General features: G+C 56.4%; 19 protein-coding genes. 9 read left to right on the plus strand and 10 right to left on the minus strand.

The window, feature by feature from the left end; all coding sequences use genetic code 11:
* The first annotated feature begins 110 nt into the window (after window positions 1-110).
* Together exaC and OHL21_RS00825 are read left to right on the plus strand one after the other, a co-directional pair.
* A complete protein-coding gene (exaC, locus tag OHL21_RS00820; RefSeq protein ID WP_317889948.1) occupies window positions 111-1,646 on the plus strand; it encodes an acetaldehyde dehydrogenase ExaC in 1,536 nt (511 codons plus the stop codon).
* Entirely contained in the window at window positions 1,647-2,024 is a 378-nt protein-coding gene (locus tag OHL21_RS00825) for a DUF779 domain-containing protein (protein WP_263415346.1), read from the plus strand.
* A 694-nt stretch (window positions 2,025-2,718) separates the two neighbouring features.
* On the opposite strand, the gene OHL21_RS00830 is transcribed toward OHL21_RS00825, so the two are convergent.
* The 5 genes from OHL21_RS00830 to OHL21_RS00850 form a co-directional block, all read right to left on the minus strand.
* Window positions 2,719-2,985, minus strand: coding sequence for a hypothetical protein (locus tag OHL21_RS00830; protein ID WP_263415347.1), 267 nt, complete (start codon window positions 2,983-2,985; stop codon window positions 2,719-2,721).
* Window positions 2,986-3,576, minus strand: a complete 591-nt coding sequence (locus tag OHL21_RS00835) for a hypothetical protein (protein WP_263415348.1) — start codon at window positions 3,574-3,576, stop codon at window positions 2,986-2,988.
* Window positions 3,577-3,929: 353 nt separating this feature from the next.
* Window positions 3,930-5,099: an acyltransferase family protein gene (locus OHL21_RS00840; protein ID WP_263415349.1), complete on the minus strand. Its 1,170-nt coding sequence runs from the start codon at window positions 5,097-5,099 to the stop codon at window positions 3,930-3,932.
* 223 nt (window positions 5,100-5,322) lie between these two features.
* On the minus strand, window positions 5,323-5,538 hold the full coding sequence (locus tag OHL21_RS00845) for a hypothetical protein (RefSeq protein ID WP_263415350.1): 216 nt from the start codon (window positions 5,536-5,538) through the stop codon (window positions 5,323-5,325).
* 463 nt (window positions 5,539-6,001) lie between these two features.
* Window positions 6,002-6,679, minus strand: a complete 678-nt coding sequence (locus OHL21_RS00850; RefSeq protein WP_263415351.1) for a hypothetical protein — start codon at window positions 6,677-6,679, stop codon at window positions 6,002-6,004.
* Window positions 6,680-8,125: 1,446 nt separating this feature from the next.
* On the opposite strand from OHL21_RS00850, the gene OHL21_RS00855 reads away from it, so the two are divergent.
* The gene (locus OHL21_RS00855) at window positions 8,126-8,359 is read left to right on the plus strand and encodes a hypothetical protein (protein ID WP_263415352.1); all 234 of its coding nucleotides are present in this window, start codon (window positions 8,126-8,128) and stop codon (window positions 8,357-8,359) included.
* A 211-nt stretch (window positions 8,360-8,570) separates the two neighbouring features.
* On the opposite strand, the gene OHL21_RS00860 is transcribed toward OHL21_RS00855, so the two are convergent.
* Window positions 8,571-9,368: a hypothetical protein gene (locus tag OHL21_RS00860; RefSeq protein WP_263415353.1), complete on the minus strand. Its 798-nt coding sequence runs from the start codon at window positions 9,366-9,368 to the stop codon at window positions 8,571-8,573.
* 92 nt (window positions 9,369-9,460) lie between these two features.
* On the opposite strand from OHL21_RS00860, the gene OHL21_RS00865 reads away from it, so the two are divergent.
* Window positions 9,461-10,303, plus strand: coding sequence for a hypothetical protein (locus tag OHL21_RS00865; RefSeq protein ID WP_263415354.1), 843 nt, complete (start codon window positions 9,461-9,463; stop codon window positions 10,301-10,303).
* Here OHL21_RS00865 and OHL21_RS00870 read toward each other — a convergent pair.
* Window positions 10,230-10,604: a hypothetical protein gene (locus tag OHL21_RS00870; RefSeq protein ID WP_263415355.1), complete on the minus strand. Its 375-nt coding sequence runs from the start codon at window positions 10,602-10,604 to the stop codon at window positions 10,230-10,232. The genes OHL21_RS00865 and OHL21_RS00870 overlap by 74 nt on opposite strands.
* 724 nt (window positions 10,605-11,328) lie before the next feature.
* On the opposite strand from OHL21_RS00870, the gene OHL21_RS00875 reads away from it, so the two are divergent.
* Window positions 11,329-12,069: a tetratricopeptide repeat protein gene (locus OHL21_RS00875; RefSeq protein ID WP_263415356.1), complete on the plus strand. Its 741-nt coding sequence runs from the start codon at window positions 11,329-11,331 to the stop codon at window positions 12,067-12,069.
* Between the two features lie 106 nt (window positions 12,070-12,175).
* Complete coding sequence (locus OHL21_RS00880) at window positions 12,176-13,207, plus strand: sugar phosphate isomerase/epimerase family protein (protein WP_263415357.1); 1,032 nt, start codon at window positions 12,176-12,178, stop codon at window positions 13,205-13,207.
* A 495-nt stretch (window positions 13,208-13,702) separates the two neighbouring features.
* Here the strand turns inward: OHL21_RS00880 and OHL21_RS00885 are convergent, their stop codons facing one another.
* Window positions 13,703-15,205 carry a sensor histidine kinase gene (locus tag OHL21_RS00885; protein WP_263415358.1) on the minus strand — a complete coding sequence of 501 codons (1,503 nt, stop codon included), beginning with the start codon at window positions 15,203-15,205 and terminating at the stop codon, window positions 13,703-13,705.
* The gene (locus OHL21_RS00890) at window positions 15,202-15,876 is read right to left on the minus strand and encodes a response regulator transcription factor (RefSeq protein WP_263415359.1); all 675 of its coding nucleotides are present in this window, start codon (window positions 15,874-15,876) and stop codon (window positions 15,202-15,204) included. The genes OHL21_RS00885 and OHL21_RS00890 overlap by 4 nt, the downstream gene beginning before the upstream one ends.
* Before the next feature lie 215 nt (window positions 15,877-16,091).
* Here OHL21_RS00890 and OHL21_RS00895 point away from each other — a divergent pair, with 215 nt between their 5' ends.
* Both OHL21_RS00895 and OHL21_RS00900 read left to right on the plus strand, forming a co-directional pair.
* Window positions 16,092-16,595: a hypothetical protein gene (locus OHL21_RS00895; protein ID WP_263415360.1), complete on the plus strand. Its 504-nt coding sequence runs from the start codon at window positions 16,092-16,094 to the stop codon at window positions 16,593-16,595.
* 33 nt (window positions 16,596-16,628) lie between these two features.
* Window positions 16,629-19,622, plus strand: coding sequence for a TonB-dependent receptor (locus tag OHL21_RS00900; protein ID WP_263415361.1), 2,994 nt, complete (start codon window positions 16,629-16,631; stop codon window positions 19,620-19,622).
* 655 nt (window positions 19,623-20,277) lie between these two features.
* Here OHL21_RS00900 and OHL21_RS00905 read toward each other — a convergent pair.
* Complete coding sequence (locus tag OHL21_RS00905) at window positions 20,278-21,300, minus strand: metallophosphoesterase family protein (RefSeq protein WP_263415362.1); 1,023 nt, start codon at window positions 21,298-21,300, stop codon at window positions 20,278-20,280.
* A gap of 866 nt (window positions 21,301-22,166) precedes the next feature.
* Between OHL21_RS00905 and OHL21_RS00910 the strand changes: the two genes are divergently transcribed.
* Entirely contained in the window at window positions 22,167-25,568 is a 3,402-nt protein-coding gene (locus OHL21_RS00910; protein WP_263415363.1) for a TonB-dependent receptor, read from the plus strand.
* Window position 25,569 lies beyond the last annotated feature (1 nt).

A 25,569-nucleotide genomic window follows, 5' to 3' on the forward strand; every position in this document is an offset into this window, starting at 1 on the left:
AGAAGAGTTGCATAGACCACTTGGCAACCATGCTTGCCGGGGAGCAGTATTTCCCGTGAAAAAAGGAAGCTTCCGCCCTTACCCGGAAGCAGGAAAGGAAGGAAAACACTGTGGCTACTTCACCAGCCGTTCAGCTCGATCCAATGCATTACGGACACCCCGTTCCGTTCCGCAAACGCTATGGCAACTATATCGGCGGAGAATGGGTAGAACCCGTCTCCGGACAGTACTTTGAAAACATCACCCCGGTCACCGGCAAGGTGTTATGCGAGGTCCCGCGGTCTGGCGCTGCCGATGTGGAAAAGGCGCTGGACGCCGCCCACAAGGCCAAAAAAGCATGGGGCCGCACTTCGACCACGGAACGTTCCAACATCCTTATTAAGATCGCCGAACGAATTGAAGAAAATGTAGACCTGTTGGCCGCCGCCGAGACCTGGGATAATGGCAAACCCATTCGCGAGACCACGGCGGCCGATGTTCCACTGAGCGCTGACCACTTCCGCTATTTTGCCGGCGCCATTCGCGCACAGCAGGGCGGCATCTCCGAGATCGATCACGACACCATCGCCTATCACTACCACGAGCCGCTCGGCGTCGTCGGTCAGATCATTCCGTGGAACTTCCCGCTGCTGATGGCGGCATGGAAGCTTGCTCCGGCGCTCGCTACCGGCAACTGCGTAGTCCTGAAACCTGCCGAACAGACGCCGGTATCGATCCTGATGTTGCTGGAACTGATCGGTGATCTTCTGCCCGCCGGCGTTTTGAACGTCGTCAATGGCTTCGGCCGTGAGGTCGGTAAAGAACTCGCTTCCAATCCGCGCATCAATAAGGTGGCCTTTACCGGTTCCACCGTGACCGGACGCATGATCATGCAGTACGCGTCAGAGAACATCATTCCCCTGACCCTGGAGCTCGGCGGCAAGTCCCCGAACATCTTCTTCAGCGATGTCATGAGCGAAGACGATGACTTTGTCGACAAGGCGCTCGAGGGTCTGGCTCTCTTTGCTTTCAATCAGGGCGAGGTTTGCACCTGCCCGTCACGCGCTCTGATTCATGAGTCCATTTATGACCGCTTTATGGAACGCGCGCTGGAGCGCGTGAAAGCCATCAAGCAGGCGAATCCACTGGATGCCGACACGATGGTCGGCGCGCAGGCTTCAAAACAGCAGTTCGAGAAGATCATGTCGTATCTCGATCTCGGCCGAAAGGAAGGCGCGGAGATCCTGATCGGCGGCGATGCCGCAAAGCTGGATGGCGAACTAGCCGGCGGCTTCTATATCCAACCAACCATTTTTAAAGGCAACAATAAGATGCGCATCTTCCAGGAGGAGATCTTCGGTCCGGTACTCTCGGTGACCACCTTCAAGAATGATGATGAAGCTCTGGAGATCGCCAACGACACGCTCTACGGTCTGGGCGCGGGCGTGTGGACGCGTGATCTGAATCGCGCCTATCGCTTCGGCCGCGAGATCGAAGCAGGACGCGTGTGGACCAACTGCTATCACCTCTATCCGGCGCACGCAGCCTTCGGCGGATACAAGCAAAGCGGTATCGGGCGCGAAAACCACCTCATGATGCTGGAGCACTACCAGCAGACCAAGAACCAGCTCGTGAGCTACAGCACGAAGAAACTCGGGTTGTTCTAGATGGCAGATCTGCCAGAACAGGTAACGGCTACCCCGGCGGCCTTGCGCTTGATCGACGAGCTCAAGGCCGCGCACGGGCCGCTGATGTTTTACCAGTCGGGCGGCTGCTGTGAGGGCAGCGCGCCGATGTGTTTCCCCGAAGGCGAGTTCCGCATCGGCAGCCGCGACGTAAAGGTCGGGGAGATCGGTGGATCGCCGTTCTATATCTCACCGCAGCAGTTTGAGTACTGGAAGCACACGCAGATCATCATCGATGTGGTTCCAGGCTTCGGCGCAGCCTTCTCCCTGGAAGGTCCGGGAGGCTTGCAGTTCCTCACTCGATCACGTGTCTTTACCGATGACGAGATTAATGCCCTCCGTGAAGCTGGGCGCATCTAAAACATATTGCGAGTCGCCCATGCACCGGGTGCTCCATGTCCCGAGGGGACATGGGTATTCGAGCGAAGCTCGAATCTTTGTCATTTCGCAACGACCGGGGTCCCTGGCCAGTTTGCTGGCTGGGGTAAAGCGAAGTGGAGAAATCTGTCTCTACCAGTGACGTTCAGTATGGCAACCTTCGGGATCCCCACCGAACCTGTTCGGTTGATTCGTGAAAGACTTTTCGCCACCGAAGCGTTGAAAAAGCGGGTCCTTCACTAATCACCCCAGCGAACAAGTTCGCTGTGGACCCGAATGTTCACGAGGACAACATTTACGGCAACACCTCTGAGACACCACACTAAGATAAGCGCTGAAGGCGCGTTCTATACCAGCCTGGGGCAACGCCCCAGGTTTGGCGTCCACAAGATGTCAGAGGGCTGAAGGCCCGCCCTATATTCCCGCAATGTCACAACCTCGATCGGTGTTGCGTCGGGGCCTTCACACAAATGCGGAATTACATCCAATGAACGATACGTCTAGGACTGAAAGAGCGACTATAGAGCGGGCCTTCAGCCCTTCAACGCTGGGTGGGCACGAAACCTGGGGCGTTGCCCCAGGCTGGTATAGAACGCGCCTTCAGCGCTTACTGCCAATGGCAGGGTGCCCCACCCTCACGGAGTTAGGGTGGGAAAGGAAACCACAAAATTCAAAACTAACTCCCAGGCGCCGTTAACGGAGTCGGATTCGGCATAAGGCTCGCGATGCTCGCCGGCGTAATGGGTGTCCCCGAGGCAGCGGCATACGCTGCCAGCGCTTTGGTGACCAACGTCGCCAGTATGGCCAGGATACTTTCGGCGATTGCGGCTTCGTCCATTACCTGTGGATAGCTGGTCTTGATGATCTCCAGTACAACTGCGGCGTCACGCTGGATCTCTTCGGTCGTACTGATGATTGTTGCAACTGTCGTCTGATTGCTCATCTACTGTTCTCCGAGATAAATGTGTTTGACGCCTGCCACCGCAGGTCCCAGGCTGAAGAGTGCGCTATTCAATGCCGCCACCTGCACCGTCAGATCGGTGTTCTGATTCACGCTCAGCTTTGCTGCTTCGTACGTTTGGAAGGCCCGGACCGCTGCGGTTTGCGCGTCCTTGGCTTTGTTAATCGCGTCGTAGGAAGTTTGCGTGTGAGGGATCGTGCCTGTCTCATAGTCGATCTGGGCCTGATCGATAAGGGCTTTGGAAGCGGACAGTGTTTGAAATGTCTTGCGCTCAAAGTCGTTACAGCCGGCCAATCCGAACGAGCCCAGAAGCAGGGAGGCGACAAGGAGCGCTGCAAGTTTCGAGCCTGCCGTTCGGCTGTCCTCGACAGGCGGAAGTGGGCTTTGCTTCAGATATCCGGCGGCACTGACGATACCGGCAACCATGGCGACAAACGCAAGGTGCTGTAGTCCCAGAAGCGTGTCGATATTGAACTTTTCAGAGTCCACGAGGACCGTGGCGAGAGAAGTGGCAGCACCGCCGATAAAGGCCGCACCGAGGCCGTGCAGCCAAAGCCGCATGTTTCTTGACATAGGTTCTCCTTGATTTGCTGAGGAAGGTAAAGGGGATGGTGGCGGTTACTTACAGAAGTGACTGGCGAGGCTCGAATCGGTGGGAGCCGTGGGCTTTCAGCCCGCTGCTCCCATCCCATCCATCGCGTATCGGGGTCCCCGACGAGGTTGTTCGTTTGGGTGATTTGCGATGGATGGGCACCCAGAGTATTCGGGGTTCCCAGCGAACTTGGTCGCTGGGGTGATTAGTGAAGGACCTGCTTTTTCGACGCTTCGGATGGCAAATGCATTTCACCGTTCATTGCACGAATGAATGACTCAGGAATCTGCATGCGCGGGAGACCAGGATGTGCCGGAATGGGCTCAGTTCGGGCTCAACGAACAGTGAGCTCCGAGGAACTGGCGACCTTTGAGGCGGGTATGAAAGCTGACCGAAGCCTTCGTCGCATAACCTTCTTCAGGTCATCCATCGGCTTCGAAGCCCATATCAGGAGCGCGCAGATGCCGGTGGCCACCGCGATGTTCCGTCCCGGCACATCGCGGGAAAAAGTCCCTGAGACGATGGCGAGCGCGAACAGAGGATAGTGCAACAGATAAATACTGAATGTCCCGTCTGCAATCCTCCTTACCCGAAGCATGAGCCAGTGCTCTCGGGGAATGTGTACCCAATCAGAGAGCAGCAGCCCCAAAAACATCAGCACACCGGAGACTACTCCCACCGCAAGGAAACGCGTGTTTATGTTGCCGGTCAGTAGATGTAGTGCGCCGCCCAGTTCGATGGTTCGCGCTGCGCCCACCAAGGAGAAAGGAAACCACAGAACCCCGGGCCTGCCTGCAACCCACAGGGCTCCCCCCACCGCCGCCCAGAGTAGCGCGGCAATACGCAAGATATTCGCGGAGAAACGACCGCGAATCCAAATATAAAAATCGTAAATCCAACAGCCAAGCCACCAAATGGATAACAGAGTCGCAACCTGCGGCCCAAGCAGTAGCAGCCAGATAACGACCGCAACTACGCGGCGAACGCCGCGCAGATAGAAGACCAGACCATAAATAATGTAGTAGGGGATTTCATACCCTAACGACCAGAACGGGCTGTCGATGAGGAGCGTAAATCCATGGCCCCAAGCTTGGCTGAGAAACAGCAGATTGACCAGCACCCGTATCGGCACGTGATTACTGACGTCCCCCCAGATCGAGTTGTACAACTCTCGATTGATCGCCAGGCACAGGAGGTAACAGACCAATGTCAGAACAACAGCGGGAATCGTAACGGAATAAATTCTCGACGCTCGGTCGATCAGATATTCCTTAAGGCTATGTTCACGGCTCAGGGTGACAAATCGGATTACAAATCCGGAAAGAACAAAGAACACAGGCACGGCGTACTCGCCGGCTGCACCCCAAGATCGAACTCCAGTCTGCGAAATCGGCTGTGCGAAGTGATAGCAAAAGACCACTATCGCAGCAGAAAAGCGCACAATGTCCAGCAATAGAGATGCAGAATCGTTCAGCTTGTACTTGCTTGCACCGTATGGAGTCATGAGAGGTTAGGGACCATGCCCTCGCGAAGAAGTAGACACTCCCTGGAAGGTGGTCCCTCGATTCTAAACTAGCCCGAGAAAATGTCTCTCGCATTTCCGCGTCAAGTGTTACAGAAATCTGAAAATCAGATGTCCCGAGTGCGACGCGGAGGCCTTCTGTGACGAGGTACATCCAGGGGATACGGTCCCTTGGTGGCCCCGGTCAGTTCTATCCCTGTCATTTCTAGTAGTGATTGGCGAGTATCACTGCAGCGGTGCCGAGTGCACCGATCATCCACCAGGCACCCTTTGCGCTCTGCAGATGGTCCCAGAGGATGCCGACCTTCCGTCCAAGTTCGTCGAGCATCGCCTGGCTGGTCGCCTGTGCAGCGTTTTCGCGCGGAATGATGACCGTCTGGTCGTATTTCTGAATTGCGGCGGCGGTGCGAGCTTCGATCATATCTCCAAGTACCTCCCGATCTATCTCCATTTGGTCCCTCTGATTAGCAGTAAAAAGGCCCCTGCCATGGCCAAGATAGAACTAGTTGCGGCAAGTTATTTCCAACATGCGTAATTAAGTTATTGCACGAATGCATCGATGCGGTCTGTGCCGCTAGTAGCCACTGTGGCCGCGGACGTCGAAGTCGGAGTCCATTGTGGATAGATAATTACGCCGTCATTGTTTCCGTTCTGATGGATGATGCACGTGTAATTTGGTGTCCGCGAATGCGGTCCCAAAATTGATCTGGAAGAGGTTTCCACTCCCTCCTCCTGTCCCGCTGTATGCCAGCGTGATACGTCCTTTGGTTCCATTGCAACTTGTAGTGCATATCGCGGTCCCTGTTGAACCTAGGCCTGCTAGCTCGGTGAAGGTCACGGTTCCACCATTGACAGGTGCTCCTCCAGATGCGGGAGATCCCGCATCAATGAAATTTGCCATTGCCGTCAGTTGTGACGGCATTTCCCGCGGTAAAGGTTCCCGTCGATCGACGCCAATCGGCTCCCGTTCCCGGAGCTCCAGTAATGAGATTCGCTGTATTGTTGAATACTTCAATACCTGAAGCCTTCACGCCCCACTTGCGGGTCCCATTGAAGTCGAATAGTCCGAGATAACCTGCAAATGCTCCGTCAGAACTAACAAACAGAGCACATCCTCCTAATGCGCATGTTCCGGCGCTTCCACTTGGCCTGATTCTGAATTGAGAAACGGTTCCGGTCATCAGTGTATTTTGCGGAGCGATGTCAATATTTGGCAGTGTCGTAGTTGATGTTTGAATCGAAATGGGATTGAGGAAATTGGCGACTGCGTTTACATAGGTGCCAGCGCATCCGAAGGCCATACCGTATGTGGTACTCACTCCCACAGAAAAGCGGCAGAAATTATTGAAGTTCCCCACCGAGCGCGTCGCGACGCCGAAACCCCCAGATTGACCCGCATTGCCTCCTTCCCCAAATTGGAGATCGTACAGACCGTCCGCCGTCCGGACTGACGCCCATCCGTTATAGTCAACGGGCGGAGCGGCTCCATTTATGCGCAAATAGCCGGAAGGATTCCACTGAAATGCGGTATAGGTAGAGCCAGTCTGACCAGTGTCATTCATGCAGGAGGTGTAGCGGCATTGGTGTACAAACTGGTGTCATAAACGACGCTTGGACAGCTATAGCCTAATGTCACTTACTTTCCCAACCAAGAGTGGAACAACGGACTTCTTGGAGCAAATGGAGAGAAATTAGGTTGCCAAACCCTACGGCAGGAACCAAGGCGGGTACCGCTTTCTCAGTGAAAACTAAACTCACATTCATTTCAGCTCACCCCCTAAGAGTTCCGTAGTGCAATCGGAACGCATTGGACACCTCAACTCCTATGGAAACTGAAAAGTAAGTGACATTATGCTATAGCCTGCGGTCCGAATTAGCGCATATCTAATGGCGCCCAGAATTGGGCAGTTCAAACATACTTGTACATAGTTGGTCGTGCTTAGGGTCGTAGGTCCTGTTGTAATGTTGACTTGCGGTGTGCATCCGATGGGCTGCAGATTGTAGCCGGAGCCTCCGCAAATCATGTATGTCGCCGACGTTGATCCAGTGATCGGGATAATAGATGGTTGGATTCGAATAGGTGCCGAAAGTGCTAGCAATCGGACGCTCGCCGACGATGCCTCCGGTGCCATGAGTTGGCGAAAACCGGTACTGAAATAGATGCCTGCCCCTCCTGAGCGGACAAATGATAAAGGAAGGGAACTTGCAGAACCTTGCCCAACATGCACCGCCGTAAACTTTACTCGCGTAGAGATCCTGCGGTGGGAGTCCTCCTGTCTGCGAGTGATCGAGTTCTGCAGGGATCGCCCTCCCCCCGTCATGTGGGTGGTATCAGTTTGCGAGAACATCAGACGCCGGAACTCATCTTGCCCATTGATTCCCGAATAGCTGTCATCGACATAGATTGCATTCCCTCCGGTCCGGGTTGATCTGATTGACTTGAGCCATCACTATGAAGTCGGCGGTTCGATCCCCCGAACCATTAACCGTTGTGGTGTTGCCGAGCGGATAAGCGCTGATCCAAACCACATCTGGGGTATAGGGGCGGCACTGTGTATCCCATCCATAGCCTGCGGCGTTACATGCCGACAATGTCCCGAAGCTTGCGGATTTTACCGCATGTTGCGCAGAGGTTCGGTCATAGTCCTTTTGGAACCATGTTCCCAGAATTGCGGGCTTCGATTGTGTTATCGAGATATTTGATGTAAACCGTATCGGGCACCGGCATGGAGAGTTTGACACTATCTTTCAGATGAACGCAACCCTCTGTTATCAGGTTGTTCATGCGGGAAATGGTTTAGCCGCTGCGGATCTGCTCGCACAACTAGAGCCATCGGACGGCAGTCATCTGATGGAGCACCCTCCCGGTTTAGCTCCGCACCTGCAGCGGCAAATGATGGAGCGCATGCTCAGCTTCCGGGAACCTCACTCTGGAATGGGCCAGTCGTGTAACGCAAGCCGGCAAAGAAGCTCTGGCGGGAACATTGACTCCGCAGCAGATTCAATCAATGGAAGATCTCGCCCGCACCTGGTCTCTGGTCAACACACCAGGAAAGAACGAAAACGTACTCTTGAAAAATAGCGATCCCGTCGCCTCCGGATTGGATGGCAAAACAATCGTGGATGGTCTCGGCTCAGGAGATCACATGAAGGTAGCCCGCGGAGCTCTGATGGCAGGTATGCCTATCGCCAGAAAAGCGATTGCAAAAACGGTCACAAATCCAAATTTGTCGGAAGAGTGATGCAGGCGCTTCTGAAAGGCGAAGCGGCGTGGATTGAAAATGGCGCTAAAGCACTAGCGGACGCGATGTCTTCGACACCTGAGGGCCAGCGCGTCCTCATCAATGCCGGTGATCTCATACCGGGCACACGGGCTATGCAATCGCTGGTAACACGGATCGGCAGCAAGTCCGGGCGGTAACTTCTGCTCGCGCTGCCAAATGGCTGGAGCGCTTATACGGTTTCGTTCTCTGCCGCGATAGGCCAATTGCCGTAACTCATCTTGTCATAGCCAAGAGGTTCAATCACGACAGAAACGTATGGATTGCTGATTTCCTTGCCCGAGATCTTCATTCCGGCGTCTTTTGCCAGCTTACGGAAACGCTCTCTCTTCGTAAGCACTTTGCGATAGTACTTCTCCGTCGCGCAGATGGGAACCATGGCAAAGGTGAGTTCCACATGGTGCTCTGTCTCCTGGATGTGCATTACATCCTTGCTCACCGCCGGATTGTCTTTGCATACATTCCATTGGGACGGTTGTATTTGCAGACCAATGTGATAGTAGTCATCGTGAGGTCTGATGAAGAACCATGGATACGGCCTGGCTTCGTAATCCAGACCTTGCAGCGGGAAGATATCGATGGGAACCTCGAGCGAAAGATCGTTCGTGTAGATACCTTTCTGCGGCCAATGCACAACCTGTTCCCCGGAGGGATGGAAGGCCATGAAGTATCCACTGACACCGTCGCGCATCACCGTCTTACAGGAAAACGGCGCCTTGCTTTGCTCCAGCCTTCTTTCGATCTCATCTTCCTGCTCAGGAGGAATCATTCCGACTGCAACCAGCATCGGCCAGAGGTGTGCTCTCACCTGCACCCGGTAAGGCCGAAAATTACTTGTGGATCGAATCGCAGGCGGAAGCACCGCCCAGGCAGAGATAAGAATGGAGACCCACCATGCGGAATGCCCAACATAATGAATAAACAGAAGGGTAGCCACTGCCTTCAGCAGCAAGGAAATCACATCTCGCATATGCGCCGCAGTTTATCATCCAACGACTGAGCCACTCTCTTCACGCGTTCGATGCTCTGTAGCCCTCCGAATAATCCCCGAAAGGACAATTCATGTTTCGAAGCACAGCCTTGAGGCTGGCGCTCCTGCTTTTCGCGGGATGGCCGGCCTGCGCGCAGACCATCTATCCGCCCATCAACATGCCTGTCTTTCGCGCGCTCGATGCCAACGGCAAACCACTCTCCGGCGGCAAGCTCTACACCTACATCGCCGGATCAAGCACACCGCAGAACACCTATGCCGATTCCGGTGGTACAAGCCCTAACACCAATCCTGTGATCCTTAACTCCACCGGTGCGGCAAAGATCTTCCTCGCTTCGCAGAACTATAAGTTTGTTCTTCAGGATTCGAACGGTGTACAGCAGTGGACGGTGGACAACATCACCGGAGCTCCGCCGCAGTCCGATGTCACCAGCGTCTTCGGCCGCAAAGGAAATGTAGTTGCCGTCGCTGGAGACTACACCTGCTCCCAGATCACTGGTGCAATCTGTTCCATCCCTACGTCTATTACCAGACGATCCGCGAGTGAGCAGATGTGGACGAGGCTCTGGCCTTCCATCAGGAGAGCGCAGATGGTCTCGGCCAGCTCGTCACTGTACTTGGACGGGGGCTTTGCCATGCGAGGTGCTCCTATTGGCGCTGGAGGGAAGAAGACCGGCCTGTTGCATCTCGGCCGTGACACGGTCAGAGAAGGTGGGCGGTGGTGCGGGTGTGTGAGCGACGTATGGCCGTACGGTGCGGTTCTGGCAGCGATGCATCTGCGCAGCCTCTTCGGCGAAGCGTGCATTCAGTTCCGGGTCGACGGCCACGGGGCGGGGAATCTCAATCACCTGCCGGCAGCGTTTGCAGCGCAGTGCCTGCAGGGTGTCCATGCGTTCCAGCATTTGATGGGCTAGCTCCAATCGGTGTGGGTTGCCAGGCCTCCACCAGAGCTGCGTGATAACGGGAGCCGGCGGCGTTGAGGAAGGTCACGCTGGGTCCCATCACGGAGGAGAGGTCGTGCAGTTTGGCCTTCTCCGGTTCCACCAGCAGAAGGATGCTCTTATAGCGGTTGTTCACCCAGCGCGCAGCGCCGCAGTCGACCATCCACCTGGCTTGCTCGCGGGGAATGTGAGTGGAGGGAAGCGAGTTGGTTCTTTGGCCACGACGGAATACAGCCACGTCGCACGAGGGCGATGAAGAGACAGAGGTATTCATAAGAGTGTTGGTCGTCAAACCGAAGACTGGCGGTGACTTCCAGGTAGCCGGTGCGGTGAATCGCTCTCGGCTACTTCTTCAACATAGGCCGGTTATGGGGTGGGGACAAGCGGTATTTGGTGGGTTACTAACGGTGGTAGTAGGTGTGGTTTTTGGGTGTGAAGTTGTGGGGTTTTATTGAAGTTTTTTGACGTGGGTGGGAGCGTGTGCTTCAGCACACGGTCATCCGTCCCTAGAAGGAACGGGCTTTAGCCCTGGGAGTTTTCGCTGAGTCATAGGAAAAGCCCAAGGCTAAAGCCCAATCTTACGTAACCACAAATCAGCGGGCTGGAAGCCCACGGCTCCCACCGGATCGCGCGTTAGCGCGATATACCCACATCTGGCGATAAAGTCGCCAGATATGGGGCACCCGGCGTTCGTAGCTTGGTGCGAGTTGTTGCGCTATACGCAACGGTTGTTGATTAGTAGGGAACCTTTTTCTCTCCGGTAACGTAGCTATTACTTGTCTACGTCATGGTGCTCTCTCTGGCCGCAACGAGATGACGAAAGCGATTTTAGAAGCACTTGACAGATGTACGAATTATTTCGTATTAAAAACACATAAGTTCATAGTTCTCCACTGGACGGCTATCTGATGCGATGCAGCAGCGCAAAGGAGGGCAACGTGTCCATTCGCTTGAGTTCTATCTACTTGATAATCCTTGTCTGTTTGGGCGGAGTTGTGGTGTCATCGCTCCCTGCTCAGCAGTCGTGTCCGGGCACTGAGCTCAAAGACTCCGGCAAGGCGTTGGAGCGATCGGGAGATCGTCAGGGAGCGATCCGTCTTTATCAGCAGGCAGTGCAGGCTTACGAACGATGTGGGCAGCGTGCTGAGGCGGTGAGGCTGGCGAATGATCTCGCCGATATCTACATGGCCGCGGGAGAGATGAAGAAGTCCTACCAGGAGAAGCTGATTGCGTTGAAGGGCTTCCAGCAGGCAAAGGATGCCGCCAATGTCTTCCGCGCCTCGGTTGCGATTGCAACGATCTTCTTCACGCAGAAGAAGAAGGACGAAGCATCGCATTATCTCGACATGGCGCGAGTGGCGGCACAACAGACAACGGAACTGGGTAATGACGATCGGGCGATGCTGCTATCACTGGAGGGGGCGGAGATGCAACTCTCCGGGGCTCATGAGGCGGCGTTGCAGTGCTTCCGCGATGCGCTGCGGCTTTGGATCGTGGTGAATGGCCCCAGTCATCCGAATGTTGGATGGGCGCGTCTGCTGCTGGGGCGGGAGTTGGCCATCACGGGAAAGCCGGAAGCAGCGTTGCAGGAGCTGCAGACAGCGATTTCGATCCTGCATGCGACACAGCCGCGGAACGATCCGCATTATGTTTTCGCCGTGAAGGAATGCGCCCATGTGCTGGAGATGGTCGGAAAGAAGAGGGAGGCGAAGGGAATGATGGCTGCGGCGTTTCAGTGAGACATACCTGCACTCCACGTGATATATAGCTTGGGTTGGAAATTGCTCCGTGTACGGTCGATTCGGTTGGCCGATAGGGCGAAAGATAGCCGCAAAGGGAGAGGGTATGTTCGAGAACACGTCCCGCCGTGCGTTTCTGAAACAGGGTGCTGTGGTGGGGACAGCGATGTTGCTGCAGGATAGCCTGTCCCCAGCGATGGCGCAGAAGCCAGAGCCGGCCTGGAGAGATCAGATCGGGCTGGAGCTTTATACGGTCCGCGATGTAATGGCCAACGACTTTGAAGGCGTGTTGGCAAAGGTGGCGCAGATTGGTTACAAGGAGATTGAGCCGGCCACCGGCTTCAACAACATGGATGCGAAGGCGTTTCGGGCGCTTCTGGATCGTTATGGCTTGGGTATGCCGAGTACGCATACGGGCTATCCGTCGGCGGATGATCCCGGGATTGAGCGGAAACTCGAAGCGCTGCAGGTCATGGGCGTCAGATATACGGAGATCCGGCCCGCAGGTGTTGCGCCGGCCGCACAGGCGCAGAGGAGACAACTGGAGCCGGGAGCCTATTACGACCAGGGGACTGGCATTACGCATAACGCTTTCAAGGAGGCCGGAGCCTTCGGGCCGTATCAGCCGAAGGTGAAGCTGGATGCTGTGAAGAAGCGCGCGGCCGAGCTGAATGCAAATGGGAAGGTCGCGCACAGGTTCGGGATGAAGTTGTTTGTTCATAATCACACGGGTGAGTTTGAGAAGCTGCTGGACAGCGATCAGACGATGTATGACGTGTTGCTGGCAGAGACCGATCCGGAGCTGGTGACGATGCAGCTTGATATTGGCTGGGCGTGTATTGCGGGGATGGATCCGGTAGAGATATTCCGGAAGAATCCGGGCCGTTATGAGTTGTGGCACATCAAAGATGTCTTTGGGCTGAAGACAGTCAACAAGTCACTCTCACCCAATGAGAGGGTGAGCAGTATGTCGCTGGTGCCGGTGGGTACGGGGCAGATCGATTACAAGCCGATCTTTGCGCAGGCGAAGCTGGCGGGGTTGAAGCACTTTGTGGTGGAGCAGGATAATGCCGCGGCATATGGGGATTCCGTGGCGGCGGCGAGGGTTTCGCACCAGAATCTGAGGGCGATGTTGTAGGGGATAGTTGTCTTGTGGTGGGAGCAGCGGGCTTCCTCAACCACAGATCAGTGCTACGGAGAATCAAGCGCTGAAGGCGCGTTCTATATCAGCCTGGGGCAACGCCCCAGGTTTTGGTACCCACAAGATGTTAAAGGGCTGAAGGCCCGCCCTATATAACAGCCTTCAATCCGACCGTATCGTTTCGACAGGCATACAACGGTTTCACGAATCGTTTCGTTTGTGACGATTGGGGATTATGGATCGGGCCTTCAGCCCTCTTACCGTCTCACTGTCTCCGTACCTGGGGCGTTGCCCCAGGCTGATATAGAACGCGCCTTCAGCGCTCAACACATCTTTCTGGCTCAATAAGGAATGGGCTGAAGCCCACGGCTCCCACCCGATTCGAGCTTCGCTCGAATGGTCCACCCCAGAGAAGCAAGGTCGCCGGGGACCCCGAACATCCCACATCTGGCGATGAAGCCGCCAGATATGGGGCACCCAGTCATGGGTTGGTTACAGTTGGGTGCCCCATATCTCGGCGTAGCCGAGATGTGGGTTTGCAGCTTCGCTCAGGATGACATGCCTATTGTTCTGTGCTATCAATGCAAGTTCTGCTGAGGGATGATCTGTCGCAAGCGGCATGGATACGGAGAACTCGCTTCCGTGGCCTGGGGTTGAGGTGGCGGTGATGGTGGCGCTGTGGACTCCGGCGACCCATTGTGCAATGGCGAGACCGAGGCCGCTGCTGCCTTCTTCCTGGGTTCTGGAGGGATCGACGCGGTAGAAGCGGTCGAAGATGCGTGGCAGAGCCTCCGGCGCTATGCCGATGCCGTTGTCCTGAACCTTCAGATGGATGTGGTGCAGGTCTGAAGTGAGAGAGACTGCGATGGCGCCGTGTTCGGGCGTGTACTTGATGGCGTTATCGAGCAGAATACCGACCATGCGTCGCAGCAGCGATGGATCGCCCATAGTCCAGGCATCGGGAGCGATGCTGGTATGCAGTGTCTGCTGTTTGAGGCCAGCCTTGGCGCGAAGGTTATCTGTGACCTCGCTGACCAGTTCGGACAACGGAACGAGCTGCATGTCGATGTGCTGCTGCACCATGTCGGCTCGGGTGACGGCGAGCAGATCCTGCAACAGGCGGGATGTAGCTTCGCACTCGGTGGTGATGGTGCGAAGCGCCGCGCGATACTCTTCGGCGGTACGTTTGCGATGCAGCGCGAGAGAGGCCGTGGTGAGCATGACGGTGATGGTGGTTCCCAGGTCATGCGAGATATCTTCGGTGAACTGCGTCAGGCGGCTGACGGCGATGTGGAGGCGTTCGAGCAGTTCGTTCCAGGTTTCTGCCAGCACCTGCAGCTCATCGGACGTGTTAGGTACGGGAAGCCGTCGTTGCAGATCGTGAATGCCGATGCTGCGGGCTTCGGCGGTCATCTGCCGAACCGGGCGAAGCGCGCGGTCGCTGAGAAGGAAGCCGCCGGCGGCGGAGGCGATGAGCAACAACGGACAGAAGAGCAGATAGGAGTTGCGGACGTTCTCCATCATCTCGGCGTGCTCATCGATCTTGCCGGAGAGTGAGAGCCGCAGCTTACGCCCGTCCATCGTGACGACGTGGTTGAGGGTGCGTATGGAGTGTCCGTACTGCTTTACCAGACCGAAGCAGCGTTGGATACAGGGTTGATTGGGCCACGGCACCTTGAACTCGGCCGCGCCGGGCGAGGAATAGATGGGAGTGCCGTCGAGCTCGTAGACCTGGATGATGTCGGTTGCGGCGATAGCGATGCTCAAGCGATCGAGCTTTTCGGTGAGCGAGAGAGTCTGGTCCTTCGCCGGCCAGGTCTCGATAAAGCGAACGAAACGTTCCTCGCGGGCCCGCATGGTGACCTGCCTCGACGTCTCGAGGGCATAGTTCATGTAGACGTACGAGAAGCAGCCGAGGCCGACCATAGAGATCAACGCGAAGACGGTGTAGAGCACCGCCAGCTTGAGACGCAGCGATCTCAGCGTGAGCCTCATCGGGAAGATGTCAGCATGTAGCCGAGCGAGCGCGCCGTGCGGATCATGCTCTCCTCTCCCTTGATGTCGATCTTTGAGCGCAGGCTGTGGATGTAGAAATCGACGCTGCCGTCGCTGACATCGGCATCGAAGGACCAGCCTGCTTCGCGAAGCTGATTGCGGGTGACGACTTTGTTGGCTCGCCGCATGAGCAACTCCAAGAGAGCATATTCCTTGCGGGTGAGTGTTATTTCGCAGTCGCCACGGCGAACGGTGTGGCTATCGCTGTCGAGATGCAGGTCGCCGACTGAGATGACGTTCGACTGCAACTCGGGGTGGCGCCTGCCTATGGCGCGGACGCGCGCGAGAAAAACGGGGATTTGAAAGGGCTTGGTCAGGTAGTCGTCAGCGCCGAGGTTGAGGCCATGCACGATGTCGGGCATGGAATCCTTTGCCGTCAACATCAGGATGGGGACAACACATTTGGACGAGCGCGCTTCTTTCAGTACTGAAAAGCCATCGAGACCCGGAAGCATGACGTCGAGCACGGCGACATGAAATGACACACCGAGCAGCAGGTCGCGGCCTTCATCACCGCGTTCTGCAACCGTGACCTGATGGCCGTCTTCCGCCAGGCTTTGCCGCAGCACACCGCACAGACGCCGATTGTCTTCCACTACCAGGACATTCATCGCTGTTTCTTGATTACACCTTCCGCCTGTGTGAAGGCCGCACGAATGTGTGAATTCCCTGTAACAGAGCAGGGTTTCTAAGGCTGATCTAAGAACAAGCCGCTTGAATCGGGTCTATCGGCTGACAGGAGAAGAGCTTTGCATGGAGCGGAAGTACGCGCTCTGTCTGTCAGCCGACAGGACTATTCCTTTTCATGCCTATTCAGGAGAGCAGAATGCAAACGTTTGTTCGTAAGGCAGTTGTCGCTATCGCTTTGGCCGCGGGAGTCTCGTCCGTGTCTGTCTTTGCCCAGTCGCAGGATCCCAGCACCTACATGCATGTGCATGCGCCGTTTGCGCAGTCGCTGGTGATGAAGGTAAAGGCAGCGCACGATGCCGATCTCGTGAAGCTCGGGCTGCATGCCACGCCTCCGGGAGAGACCGATAACGTCATCATCGCCAACATCACCGCGGCGAAGGTTGGCAAGAAGTCATCGGCTGCCGACATGGAAAAGCTTGCGAAACAGCAACCGATTGCGGTGCGCCTGGACAAGGACAAGACCTTCGATCTGTTGATACCGATTACGGATGCCAAGGGGCGTGATCTGAGCGGCGGCTTTTTGGTGATGGAAGTTCCGTATACCAAGGCGGCGAGTGAAGAAGAGGCGATCAAGATCGGTCTTGCCGTTCGCGACGATATGCAGCGCCAGATTCCCAGCAAAGAAGCTCTCTACAAGTAAAGCGGGCGATTACCCGCGGAAGGATGAAACGCGATGAAGAGAATGCTGACGTTGTTGCTCCTGTTGCTCCCGGTACTGCATCTTCAGGCTCAAACTGACCGGGCGACGTTGACCGGTGCGATTACGGACGCTTCGGGTGCGCGAATCGCCGGTGCAAAGATTGTGCTCACATCGATCAATACCGAGACGCGGCGTGAGACGGTGACAAACAAAGCCGGTGTATACACCGTGACCTCAATCTCCACCGGAACGTACACGGTGGAGGTTGAGGCGCGCGGATTCGCGAAGTATCAGGTAGAGGATCTGACACTCGATGTAGGCCAGACGCGCACGCTTGATATGAAGCTTGCCGTTGCCGGCGAGTCGACGCAGATTGACGTGAGCCCTGATTCGGGGCTCTCAAAGTCTTCCGCGGAGATCGGCGGCGTGGTTCATGGCAAGCAGGCGACGGATGTGCCGCTGAATGGCCGCAACTACATTGGCCTGGTCTCGCTGGCGCCGGGTGTGATTGATGGCGGCACGGGAACGCAGCAGGATATGCGGTTTGCAGGTCTGTCGGATGAAGACAATACCTGGCATCTGGATGGCGTGGATAACTCCGGCATCAATCACCAGTATCAGAAGGTGGATCTTCATCTGCAGGTGTCGACGGAGGCGATTGCGGAGTTTCGCGCAAACGGCGTTGTCTACAGCGCCGATCAGGGAGGAACGGCCGGCGGTCAGGTTGAGGTGGTGTCGAAGACCGGCGGCGATCAGTTTCACGGAGCGTTGTGGGAGTATCTGCGCAACGATGTTTTTGACGCTGCGCCATGGGGAGCGAACGGTCTGCTGCCTCCGCTTCGTTTGAATAACTTTGGTGCGAACCTGGGTGGACCCATTCTTCGCAAGAAGCTGTTCTTCTTTGCAAATTACGATGCTCTCCGTCAGGTCATTGATCAGACGTTGACTGGTACGGTGCCGAGCCGCAGCTATCGTGCGCAGGTGGCCACACAGCAGCCGGGACTGGCCGCGCTGATCAATGCGTTTCCGCTCGGGCAGAAGAGCATCAGCGCTGTCAGCGATACGTGGTTCGGCAGCGGACGCCAGGTGACGCATGAGGATGCGGGCATTCTGCGTGTGGACTATCACGTCAATGACCGGATGAATGCGTTCGTTCGCATCAACACCGATCACTACACGCAGATTGCTCCGAACGGACTTGCTCCGTCGACGGGGTTCAATAACCTGAACACGCCGAATGCAACTATCGGTTCGCAGAACACCTTCACGCCGCGTTTCTATAACGACTTCCGTTATGGATTCAATCGTGCCGAATTCCTGCAGGGGCAGACGACTCCGTTTCCGTTTGCGCTGTCGATCAGCACGTTTACCAATATTGGTAACCCCGCCGGATCGATCCGTAACGACAACTCGTTTACGGCACTTGACGATGCGACTTTTCTGTATGGAAGGCATACGTTGAAGGCCGGTATCACGGTGCGCCGGGTGCAGGAGAACAAGGCTTCGCCGAATAGTCCGGACGAGACGATTGCCTACGTGGATTACACGACCTTCCTGCAGAACAAGATCGACTCTGACACGTATAACGGCAAGGTGCCGGTAACGGGCCAGCGTATGACCTCGTACTTCGGGTATGTGATGGATCAGTTCAAGCTGAGCCCGACCATCAATCTGAACCTGGGACTTCGCTATGAATACTTCGGTGTGAATCATGAGGTGCTGGGCCGCGGACAGCTTGTCGATCCGCTGCACTGTGCTGCTGTGATCTGCCCTGCGGGGACGGCATGGTATGACCCGAACCTTGCCGATTTTTCGCCCCGTATCAGCGGCACATGGTCGCCGGCGGCGGTGCGTGGCAAGTTTGTGGTGCGTGCAGGCTTCGGTATCTACTACGGCTTCGGTCAGTTCGGCGGACTGAGCGCGCCGATCTCGAATCTCGCAACCAAGTACACGCTGAATCAAAAGCAGGTGCCTGGTCTTAGCTATCCGATCGCTCCGGGGCTGGGGGTGGCGACGGGAAGCGCCAGTCCGTCGGCCTCGTCGATCAAGCGCAGAGACACTGCTGTGAACGAATGGACGCTGTCGGTCCAGCAGGAGATTGCGAAACAGACCATCTTCCAGGTTGCTTACTTCGGAACCAGCGCGGCGCATACCTTCTCGGACACGACACTGAACGGCATCAATCCGGCGACGGGCGCGCGGCCGTATGCGAACTTCTCCACCATCGACTATCGCGCTACGGACGCACATGCGAGCACGAATGCATTGCAGACAAGCCTGCAGCGCAACATCAACAGCAGCCTGTTGGTGTCGGCCAACTATCAGTACTCTCATCAGATTGACAATGGCGGTATTGGCGGCGGCGAATCGGATGCTCCGCAGAATGTCGCCTGCCGTGTGTGTGAACGGGCTTCGGGCGACCAGGACCTGCGGCACTACTTTGCGGCGAGCGCCGTATGGCAGTTGCCCTTTGGTCGTGGCCGCGCGTATCTCAACAGTGTCTCGCGCCTTGGAGATTTCTTTCTTGGCGGCTGGCAGATGAGCGGCATCGCCTCGGCACGCAGCGGCCAGCCGTTGAATATCACTGTCAGCCGCAGTGCAACCACACTGCCGGATCAGTTGAACAAGGGGCAGCGCCCGAATCGCGTGCCGGGTATCTCGATGTATGCGAATCCCCGTACGCCGGCGCTATGGCTCAATCCGAATGCGTTCTCCATGCCTGCCAACGGCACATGGGGCAACCTGGGACGCAATGCGGCGCGTGGACCTTCGCATTGGCAGATCGATCCGGCGCTGCGCAAGCGCTTCCCGATTACCGAGCGTATCGGTCTGGACTTCAAGGCAGAGGCGTTCAACATCTTCAACGTGGCTCAGTATGGCAAACCCGTTACAACGTGGTCGCAGCCTGCGGGTTCGGGTACATCGACTCCGACGAACTTTGGTGTCATTACCAGTTCGTACAACAACAACCCAACCGGAAGGGGAACACCGCGCGAGCTGCAATTCAGTCTCAAGCTGGCGTTCTAGTTGTTGGGTAGTATGTGGCCCCGTTCACCGAGGCGGGGCCACATTTTTTTGTCGATGAGGGGATTGCTTTGTGTTGTGTGATTCAGCTTCTGCGCCTTGTGAGGCTTACTGCGGTTGCGTTCGCGCAGCAGAACGTCCGCGGAAGTGTAGTCGACTCCGGCGCGGCAATGCGGTACAAGTTTTAGACTAAAGCGCTGAAGGCCGGGTCCCCAACGAACGTGTTCGTTGGCGGGGAGACACGTTCTATACCAGTCTGCGGCAACGCCCAGATTTGCGTGCTATATCGAAGTCCGCTCCTGTTTTGCTTAAGGGCACGGCTTCAGCCGTGCCGTATAAAGTTGGTAAGACACGCGGCTTTAGCCGCTGAGGTCATGATTTGGTACCTCAGCGGCTAAAGCCGCATATTTTTCGGGGCTCGGTATGGGACGGCTGAAGCCGTCCCCTTAAGCAAGGCATTCGCGCCGCAGGCGCGAACTAGAACTGTTCTCCATGAACTATAGAGCTGAAAAAGGGACTCTGCACCAAGCAGTTGCGTCGTTTAGTGTGATGGAAGGGAACATCCGGGTCCTCGCAAAGAATCGAGCTCTATACCTCAAATAGGACAGCTCTAAAACAAGAGAAGGGCTTCCTGTCCGGAAGCCCCTTTGGGTTGCGGTTACTTCGCCTTGATCTCGAAGGTGTCTTTCACCTCCCAGGTAACCTTTTCGGCTGCGGGATCGGCGAGGCGGTACATCTTGCCTGTGAGGGTGTCTCCCTTCAGGGTGAACTCGACGAAGTGATAGTTGGGGAACTCGTCATTCTGGTACAGGTCTTCCGGCTTGCGCTCGACGCGGACAGGAGATGCTGCACCGCCGCCGGAGACGAGATAGGTGACTCCATTGCGGGAGAAGCGTTCGTAGTTGTGGATGTGGCCGGCGCTGAGGACGATCTTTGCCTTCAGTTGCGGGGCGACGTTTTCAAGATAATCGCGCAGCTCAATCTCATTCGGACGCGGATTGTGGCTGACGTTGATGTGTGTCTGAAAATCGGCGACCGGCGGATGATGCAGGCTGATGAAGACAAAGCGCACCGACGCAGGCAGATTTGTGAGCTGATTGCTCAGCCATTTCCTCTGGTTACTGCCGGCCATGAGTGAGGTATCGCTATCCAGTGCGATGGTGTAGAGCGACTTGCCAAGCTGGACGGAGTACCAGCGGCGATTGCGGAGATAGGGAAAGGCACTCCACCAGTGCTCCAGGGCCTCCTGCGGATCACCATGAAACTCATGGTTTCCGAGTGAGGGATAGATGCGCAGTTTTTCATCGCGCCAGATCTTCGTCTCGTCATGAAAAACCTGGTAGTCATTGATGACGTCGCCGCTGTAGGGAACGTCGCCGTTCATCAATACAGCGTCGGGATGCTTTTCGGCGATCTTGCGGACCAGAAGGCGGCGGGCCTGCGGGTTGGTGACCCTGATGTTGGTGGGATCGGTAAACCGCTGGTCGCCGTAGACGATGATTCTTGGCGATCGGCTGACCTCGCTGTCGGAGATGGTGAAGCTCGGTCCGGGCTGGCTGATGAGGGAATCGGTCGACAGGCTTTCAGGAGGCGGGAACTTCCGCTTGCTCTCTTCTTCTTGAGCATGAAGGGCGAGCGTGAAGATCAGGCAGCACGAAAGCGCTGAGAGTGCGTGTCGCATGAAGATGTGCCTTTCCATATGGATGGTGCATTTCTAAGCGATTGAGCTTAGGGAAGCCTTAGTCGGCACGATCTGTCACCGAACTTTCATTTGATTGAGCGCCGATAGAACGCTTTGTATTGAAGAACTATAGAGTGGGCCTTTCTTCTCTTGAGCAGAAGCGCCAACGGCGGTTTGTTTTGCAAGGGTGCGGCTTTCTCATGCCGGCCACAGATCGGCCCTACGAAGAGTCAAGCGCTGAAAGCGCGTTCTATACCAGCCTGGGGCAACGCCCCAGGTAACAGTCCGCACAAGAAGTCAAAGGGCTGAAGGCCCGCGGTTTCACCCACTGTTTCGTTTGTGACGATCGGGGACTATAGATCGGGCCTTCAGCCCTCTTACGGTCTCGATATCTCCGGTACCTGGGGCGTTGCCCCAGGCTGGTATAGAACGCGCCTTCAGCGCTCAACACATATTTCTTGCTCAATATGAATGGGCTTTAAACCCGCCGCCATGATAGCGGTCTGGAACGGCATGGCTAAAGCCATGCCCTTAAGCAAGGCATTCGCACCTGCGGTGCGAAGAGAAGGATGCAATCTACGAAGAGCGCTCGATGAAATACATGGGAAGTGTCGGCCCCCGGCCTTCAGCGCTTAGAGCTATGAGCAGCCCAAGTGTAACGAACCTGTGACAAATCATTACAAAACAGCAGGGTAGTAACACAGGGTCTTCGTGACACACTGCATTCACTCAAAACCAATCGAGCAGTGATGGAAGTGGCTCAGTCCGCTTCCGGGTAGATCCCTATCCGGGGATGCGGCGGACGTGTCTCTTCATGCCGGGTTCCAGACGTACACAACGGATTTCAACTTTGTGAGGCATTTGTTATGCGTCATCTTCTCCTTGCAGTCTTCGTGTCTCTTCTCGCTAGTGTCGGTGTGGCTCAAAGTACCTTTCGCGGAGGCATCTCCGGTATTGTCACGGACACGTCCGGAGCTGTAATTCCGGGCGCCACGGTCTCCGTAAAAAACGAAGCGACCGCGCAGACCTATGGCACCGTTTCTTCCAGCGCCGGCACCTATTCCATTCAGGATCTTCCACTCGGTGACTACACCGTGACCATTGCCTTTCCCGGCTTCGCCAGCATGAAGATCGATAAAGTGCGTGTCTCTGCCGGATCGATCTTCGACCTGCCGGCGAAGATGACGGTTGCACAGAACACAACCGTGGTGGAGGTGGACGCCGCAGCACTGACGCTCGATACCACCACGCAGGTGCAGACCTACACCATCCCGAAAGAGGAAGTGCAAAACATTCCTTTGAATGGGCGCAGCTTTACGGCGATGGTGAATCTGCTGCCGGGAGCGACGGGCACCAGCAGCGTGAACGGGCGCGCGGGCATCAACTACATGATCGAAGGCGTGGATAACAACGACCCCGCAAACAACGGATCGGCGGCGAACCAGGGCGGCGTCGGCGGCATTCCCGGAACCCTGATTCCGATCGATGCAGTGGAAGAGTTTTCGGCACAGACGCAGGGCGGTGCAGAGACCGGAAAATTTGCCGGAGCCTCAGTGAACCTCGTCATCAAGTCGGGCACCAATCAGCTTCATGGAAGCCTGTATTACTACGACCGCAACGAGTTCTTTGCGGCGATGAATCCATTCCTGCGGGCGACGAATGTATCGCGTGTGAACTCCGGTCTGGCGCCGTATGGCAAGTCGAAGGTTCGCTTTCACGAGTTCGGTGGATCGCTCGGTGGCCCCATCTTCAAGGACAAGACCTTCTACTTTTTGACGTATGAGCGGCAGGGCTACATCCTGTCGCAATCGACCAATACCTTCACTGAGCCTTCGACGGCGTATGTGGCAAAGGCGACGGCGTTGCTGGCAACCAAGAATATCGCGCCCAGTCCGATTGCGCTGGGGCTGATCAATACACTGTGGCAGCCCTCGATGCTGACGGGGCCTGCAAGTGCAAACAATTATCTGCCGACCAACGCAGCGCAGCATGGTTACAGCAACAACCTGATGCTCAAGCTCGACCAGAGCATCAATGCCAAGAACAAGCTTTCGGCACGCTGGTACTGGGGACAGGGCAGCCAGACAGCGCCGAAGGGCAGCCAGAACCCCTGGTACTACCAGGTGGCTGGTATGCACGTGCACAACATTGCGGTGATTCTCAACTCCCAGGTCAACGCAAAGATTACCAACCAGATTGTTGCCGGTGTGGACTACTTCAACCAACCGTTCAGCGATGCAAATCCAAACGTGGATGCATCGAAGGCCGGCTTCATCGTTGGTCTTGGGCCCGGAAATGTTCAGGGTGCACCTACGCTGAGCATCTCCGGGTTTGATTCCACGGGACAGAGCCCGTTCTCGTCTCGTCATGACTTCAGCGGACATCTCTCGGATCTCGTGTCGATGTCCTTCGGTAAACATCAGATCCGTACCGGCGGAGAGTATCGCCGCACACAGATCTACGAGGTTGGTAACGGAGCCGGCGGTAACGGCGGTACGCGCGGCAACTTCAGCTTCAGCGGCAATCGCGGATTCGCGGCTGCCAATGGAGCGAACGTCGGCACCGCGTATCCCTCGATGTTTACCTATAACGGTGTTTCCACTGCGGTGGACAGCAGTCTCCGCGCGCTGGCGGACTTTCTGCAGCTTGAATCGAATACCTCAACGCTGGTCAACGGTGTGATGGACCGTATCGCCAGCGTCAACAACTTCAACCTGTATGTGCAGGACGGTTATCAGGTGACAAGCAGCTTGAACCTGACCTTCGGTCTGCGCTGGGATTATCTTTCACCGATCGGCGATGACCAGAAGGACCTGACGGTCTTCCGGCCTAACATCGCGGCGAATGCGCTCGCTCCGACCGGCGGGCTTGCCGTAGTAGGACAGGATGTCTCAGAGCCGTACAAGGCCTCGTCGTTGCAACTTGCTCCGCGCGTGGGCTTCTCCTGGCAGGTGCCGGGCCTGACGGATACGCTGGTGCGCGGCAGCTTTGGTTTGTACTACGACACTCCATCGACGAATACCTGGCTTTCAAGCACGGGTCTGCTCGGCAATCCAGCTGGAACCAAGCCGCTGTACAACCAGTCGCTGACGAATCCGAACCTTGGCGAACTGATTGCGTCTTCACAGGGATCGATCTTCCCGACGAGCCCGAAGCTTCCCGGCGCATGCACGGGCTCGACGGCTGCGACGTGTCCGGTGGCAAGCATCGCGGCGGTTGATCCGAACTTTACGACCGCGAACACGGCGAACTATTCGCTCAATGTGGAGAAGGCGATCGGCAAGAATATGGTGGCGCAGGTGGGTTATGTGGGAACTCAGGGTAAGCATCTGTTGAATGCCTACGACCTCAACCAGACTCAGCTGGGCGCGGGCCTGAGCACCACGCCGATCGTGAATGGGTTCCTGCCGATTCAGCAGAAGCGGCCCTACATTAGCAAGTTTCCGAACTTCGGACAGATCCGGCAGATCACCAGTGCCGGCGGTGAGAACTTCAACAGCCTGCAGGCATTAATCAAGGCGCGCAACTGGCATGGGCTGATCTCGGAGTACTCCTACACGTGGTCGCATAACCTTGGCAGCAATACGGCGCTGCCGACGGATAACACCAATCCGAATCTCGATTACGGCAATCTGGCGAATGATATCCGTCACCAGTTCAAGGGCTTCTTCACCTATGACATTCCGGGCATGAAGCGCGGGCCGAAGTGGCTGACGCATGACTGGCAGGCGACCAGCGTGCTATGGCTCCATGGCGGCAAGCCGATTACAGCAAGCAGCTCGGCGAACAACTCCGGCCTGGGACTGGGCGAGGGCGCTGACCGTGCCAGCCTGAGCGGCAATCCGCTGACCTGCGATTCGGGTTCGACGTGCGTCAGCGGCGGCACGAGCAAGTCGATCAACTATGCGCTCAGCAAGGGCGTGCCCTACATCCAGTGGTTCAACCCGCTGGCGATTGTCTCGCCGGCAGCGTTGACTGTTGGAACGACGCGGGTAGGCCAGTTCTATGGACCGGGATATGCTTCGGTGGATCTCTCGATCTTCAAGAACGTTCCGCTGCGCGAGGGCATACGGGCGCAGTTCCGTGGTGAGATGTTCAATGTCTTCAACCGCTACAACTACTCCAATCCGACATTCGCGGCCAACTCCCTGACCTCGAATACGCAGACAACAGGACAGGTCACGGCAACTGCCGGCGGTTCCAGCGCTCCCGGCATCGGAGCGGGCGAACCGTTCAACGTGCAGCTTGCTTTGAAGATCCTGTTTTAGC

The organism is Terriglobus albidus (genome assembly GCF_025685425.1).
GTDB classification, from domain to species: domain Bacteria; phylum Acidobacteriota; class Terriglobia; order Terriglobales; family Acidobacteriaceae; genus Terriglobus; species Terriglobus albidus.

Bases quoted from the DNA above. Each gene is read 5' to 3' on its own strand.
- OHL21_RS00865 (WP_263415354.1), top strand. From the start codon at position 9,461: ATGTTTCGAAGCACAGCCTTGAGGCTGGCGCTCCTGCTTTTCGCGGGA.
- OHL21_RS00870 (WP_263415355.1), bottom strand. From the start codon at position 10,604: ATGAATACCTCTGTCTCTTCATCGCCCTCGTGCGACGTGGCTGTATTC.
- OHL21_RS00900 (WP_263415361.1), top strand. From the start codon at position 16,629: ATGAAGAGAATGCTGACGTTGTTGCTCCTGTTGCTCCCGGTACTGCAT.
- OHL21_RS00855 (WP_263415352.1), top strand. From the start codon at position 8,126: ATGGAAGATCTCGCCCGCACCTGGTCTCTGGTCAACACACCAGGAAAG.
- OHL21_RS00830 (WP_263415347.1), bottom strand. From the start codon at position 2,985: ATGAGCAATCAGACGACAGTTGCAACAATCATCAGTACGACCGAAGAG.
- OHL21_RS00850 (WP_263415351.1), bottom strand. From the start codon at position 6,679: ATGAATGACACTGGTCAGACTGGCTCTACCTATACCGCATTTCAGTGG.
- OHL21_RS00860 (WP_263415353.1), bottom strand. From the start codon at position 9,368: ATGCGAGATGTGATTTCCTTGCTGCTGAAGGCAGTGGCTACCCTTCTG.
- OHL21_RS00910 (WP_263415363.1), top strand. From the start codon at position 22,167: ATGCGTCATCTTCTCCTTGCAGTCTTCGTGTCTCTTCTCGCTAGTGTC.
- OHL21_RS00885 (WP_263415358.1), bottom strand. From the start codon at position 15,205: ATGAGGCTCACGCTGAGATCGCTGCGTCTCAAGCTGGCGGTGCTCTAC.
- OHL21_RS00840 (WP_263415349.1), bottom strand. From the start codon at position 5,099: ATGACTCCATACGGTGCAAGCAAGTACAAGCTGAACGATTCTGCATCT.
- OHL21_RS00895 (WP_263415360.1), top strand. From the start codon at position 16,092: ATGCAAACGTTTGTTCGTAAGGCAGTTGTCGCTATCGCTTTGGCCGCG.
- OHL21_RS00845 (WP_263415350.1), bottom strand. From the start codon at position 5,538: ATGATCGAAGCTCGCACCGCCGCCGCAATTCAGAAATACGACCAGACG.
- OHL21_RS00880 (WP_263415357.1), top strand. From the start codon at position 12,176: ATGTTCGAGAACACGTCCCGCCGTGCGTTTCTGAAACAGGGTGCTGTG.
- OHL21_RS00905 (WP_263415362.1), bottom strand. From the start codon at position 21,300: ATGCGACACGCACTCTCAGCGCTTTCGTGCTGCCTGATCTTCACGCTC.
- OHL21_RS00835 (WP_263415348.1), bottom strand. From the start codon at position 3,576: ATGTCAAGAAACATGCGGCTTTGGCTGCACGGCCTCGGTGCGGCCTTT.
- OHL21_RS00890 (WP_263415359.1), bottom strand. From the start codon at position 15,876: ATGAATGTCCTGGTAGTGGAAGACAATCGGCGTCTGTGCGGTGTGCTG.
- OHL21_RS00825 (WP_263415346.1), top strand. From the start codon at position 1,647: ATGGCAGATCTGCCAGAACAGGTAACGGCTACCCCGGCGGCCTTGCGC.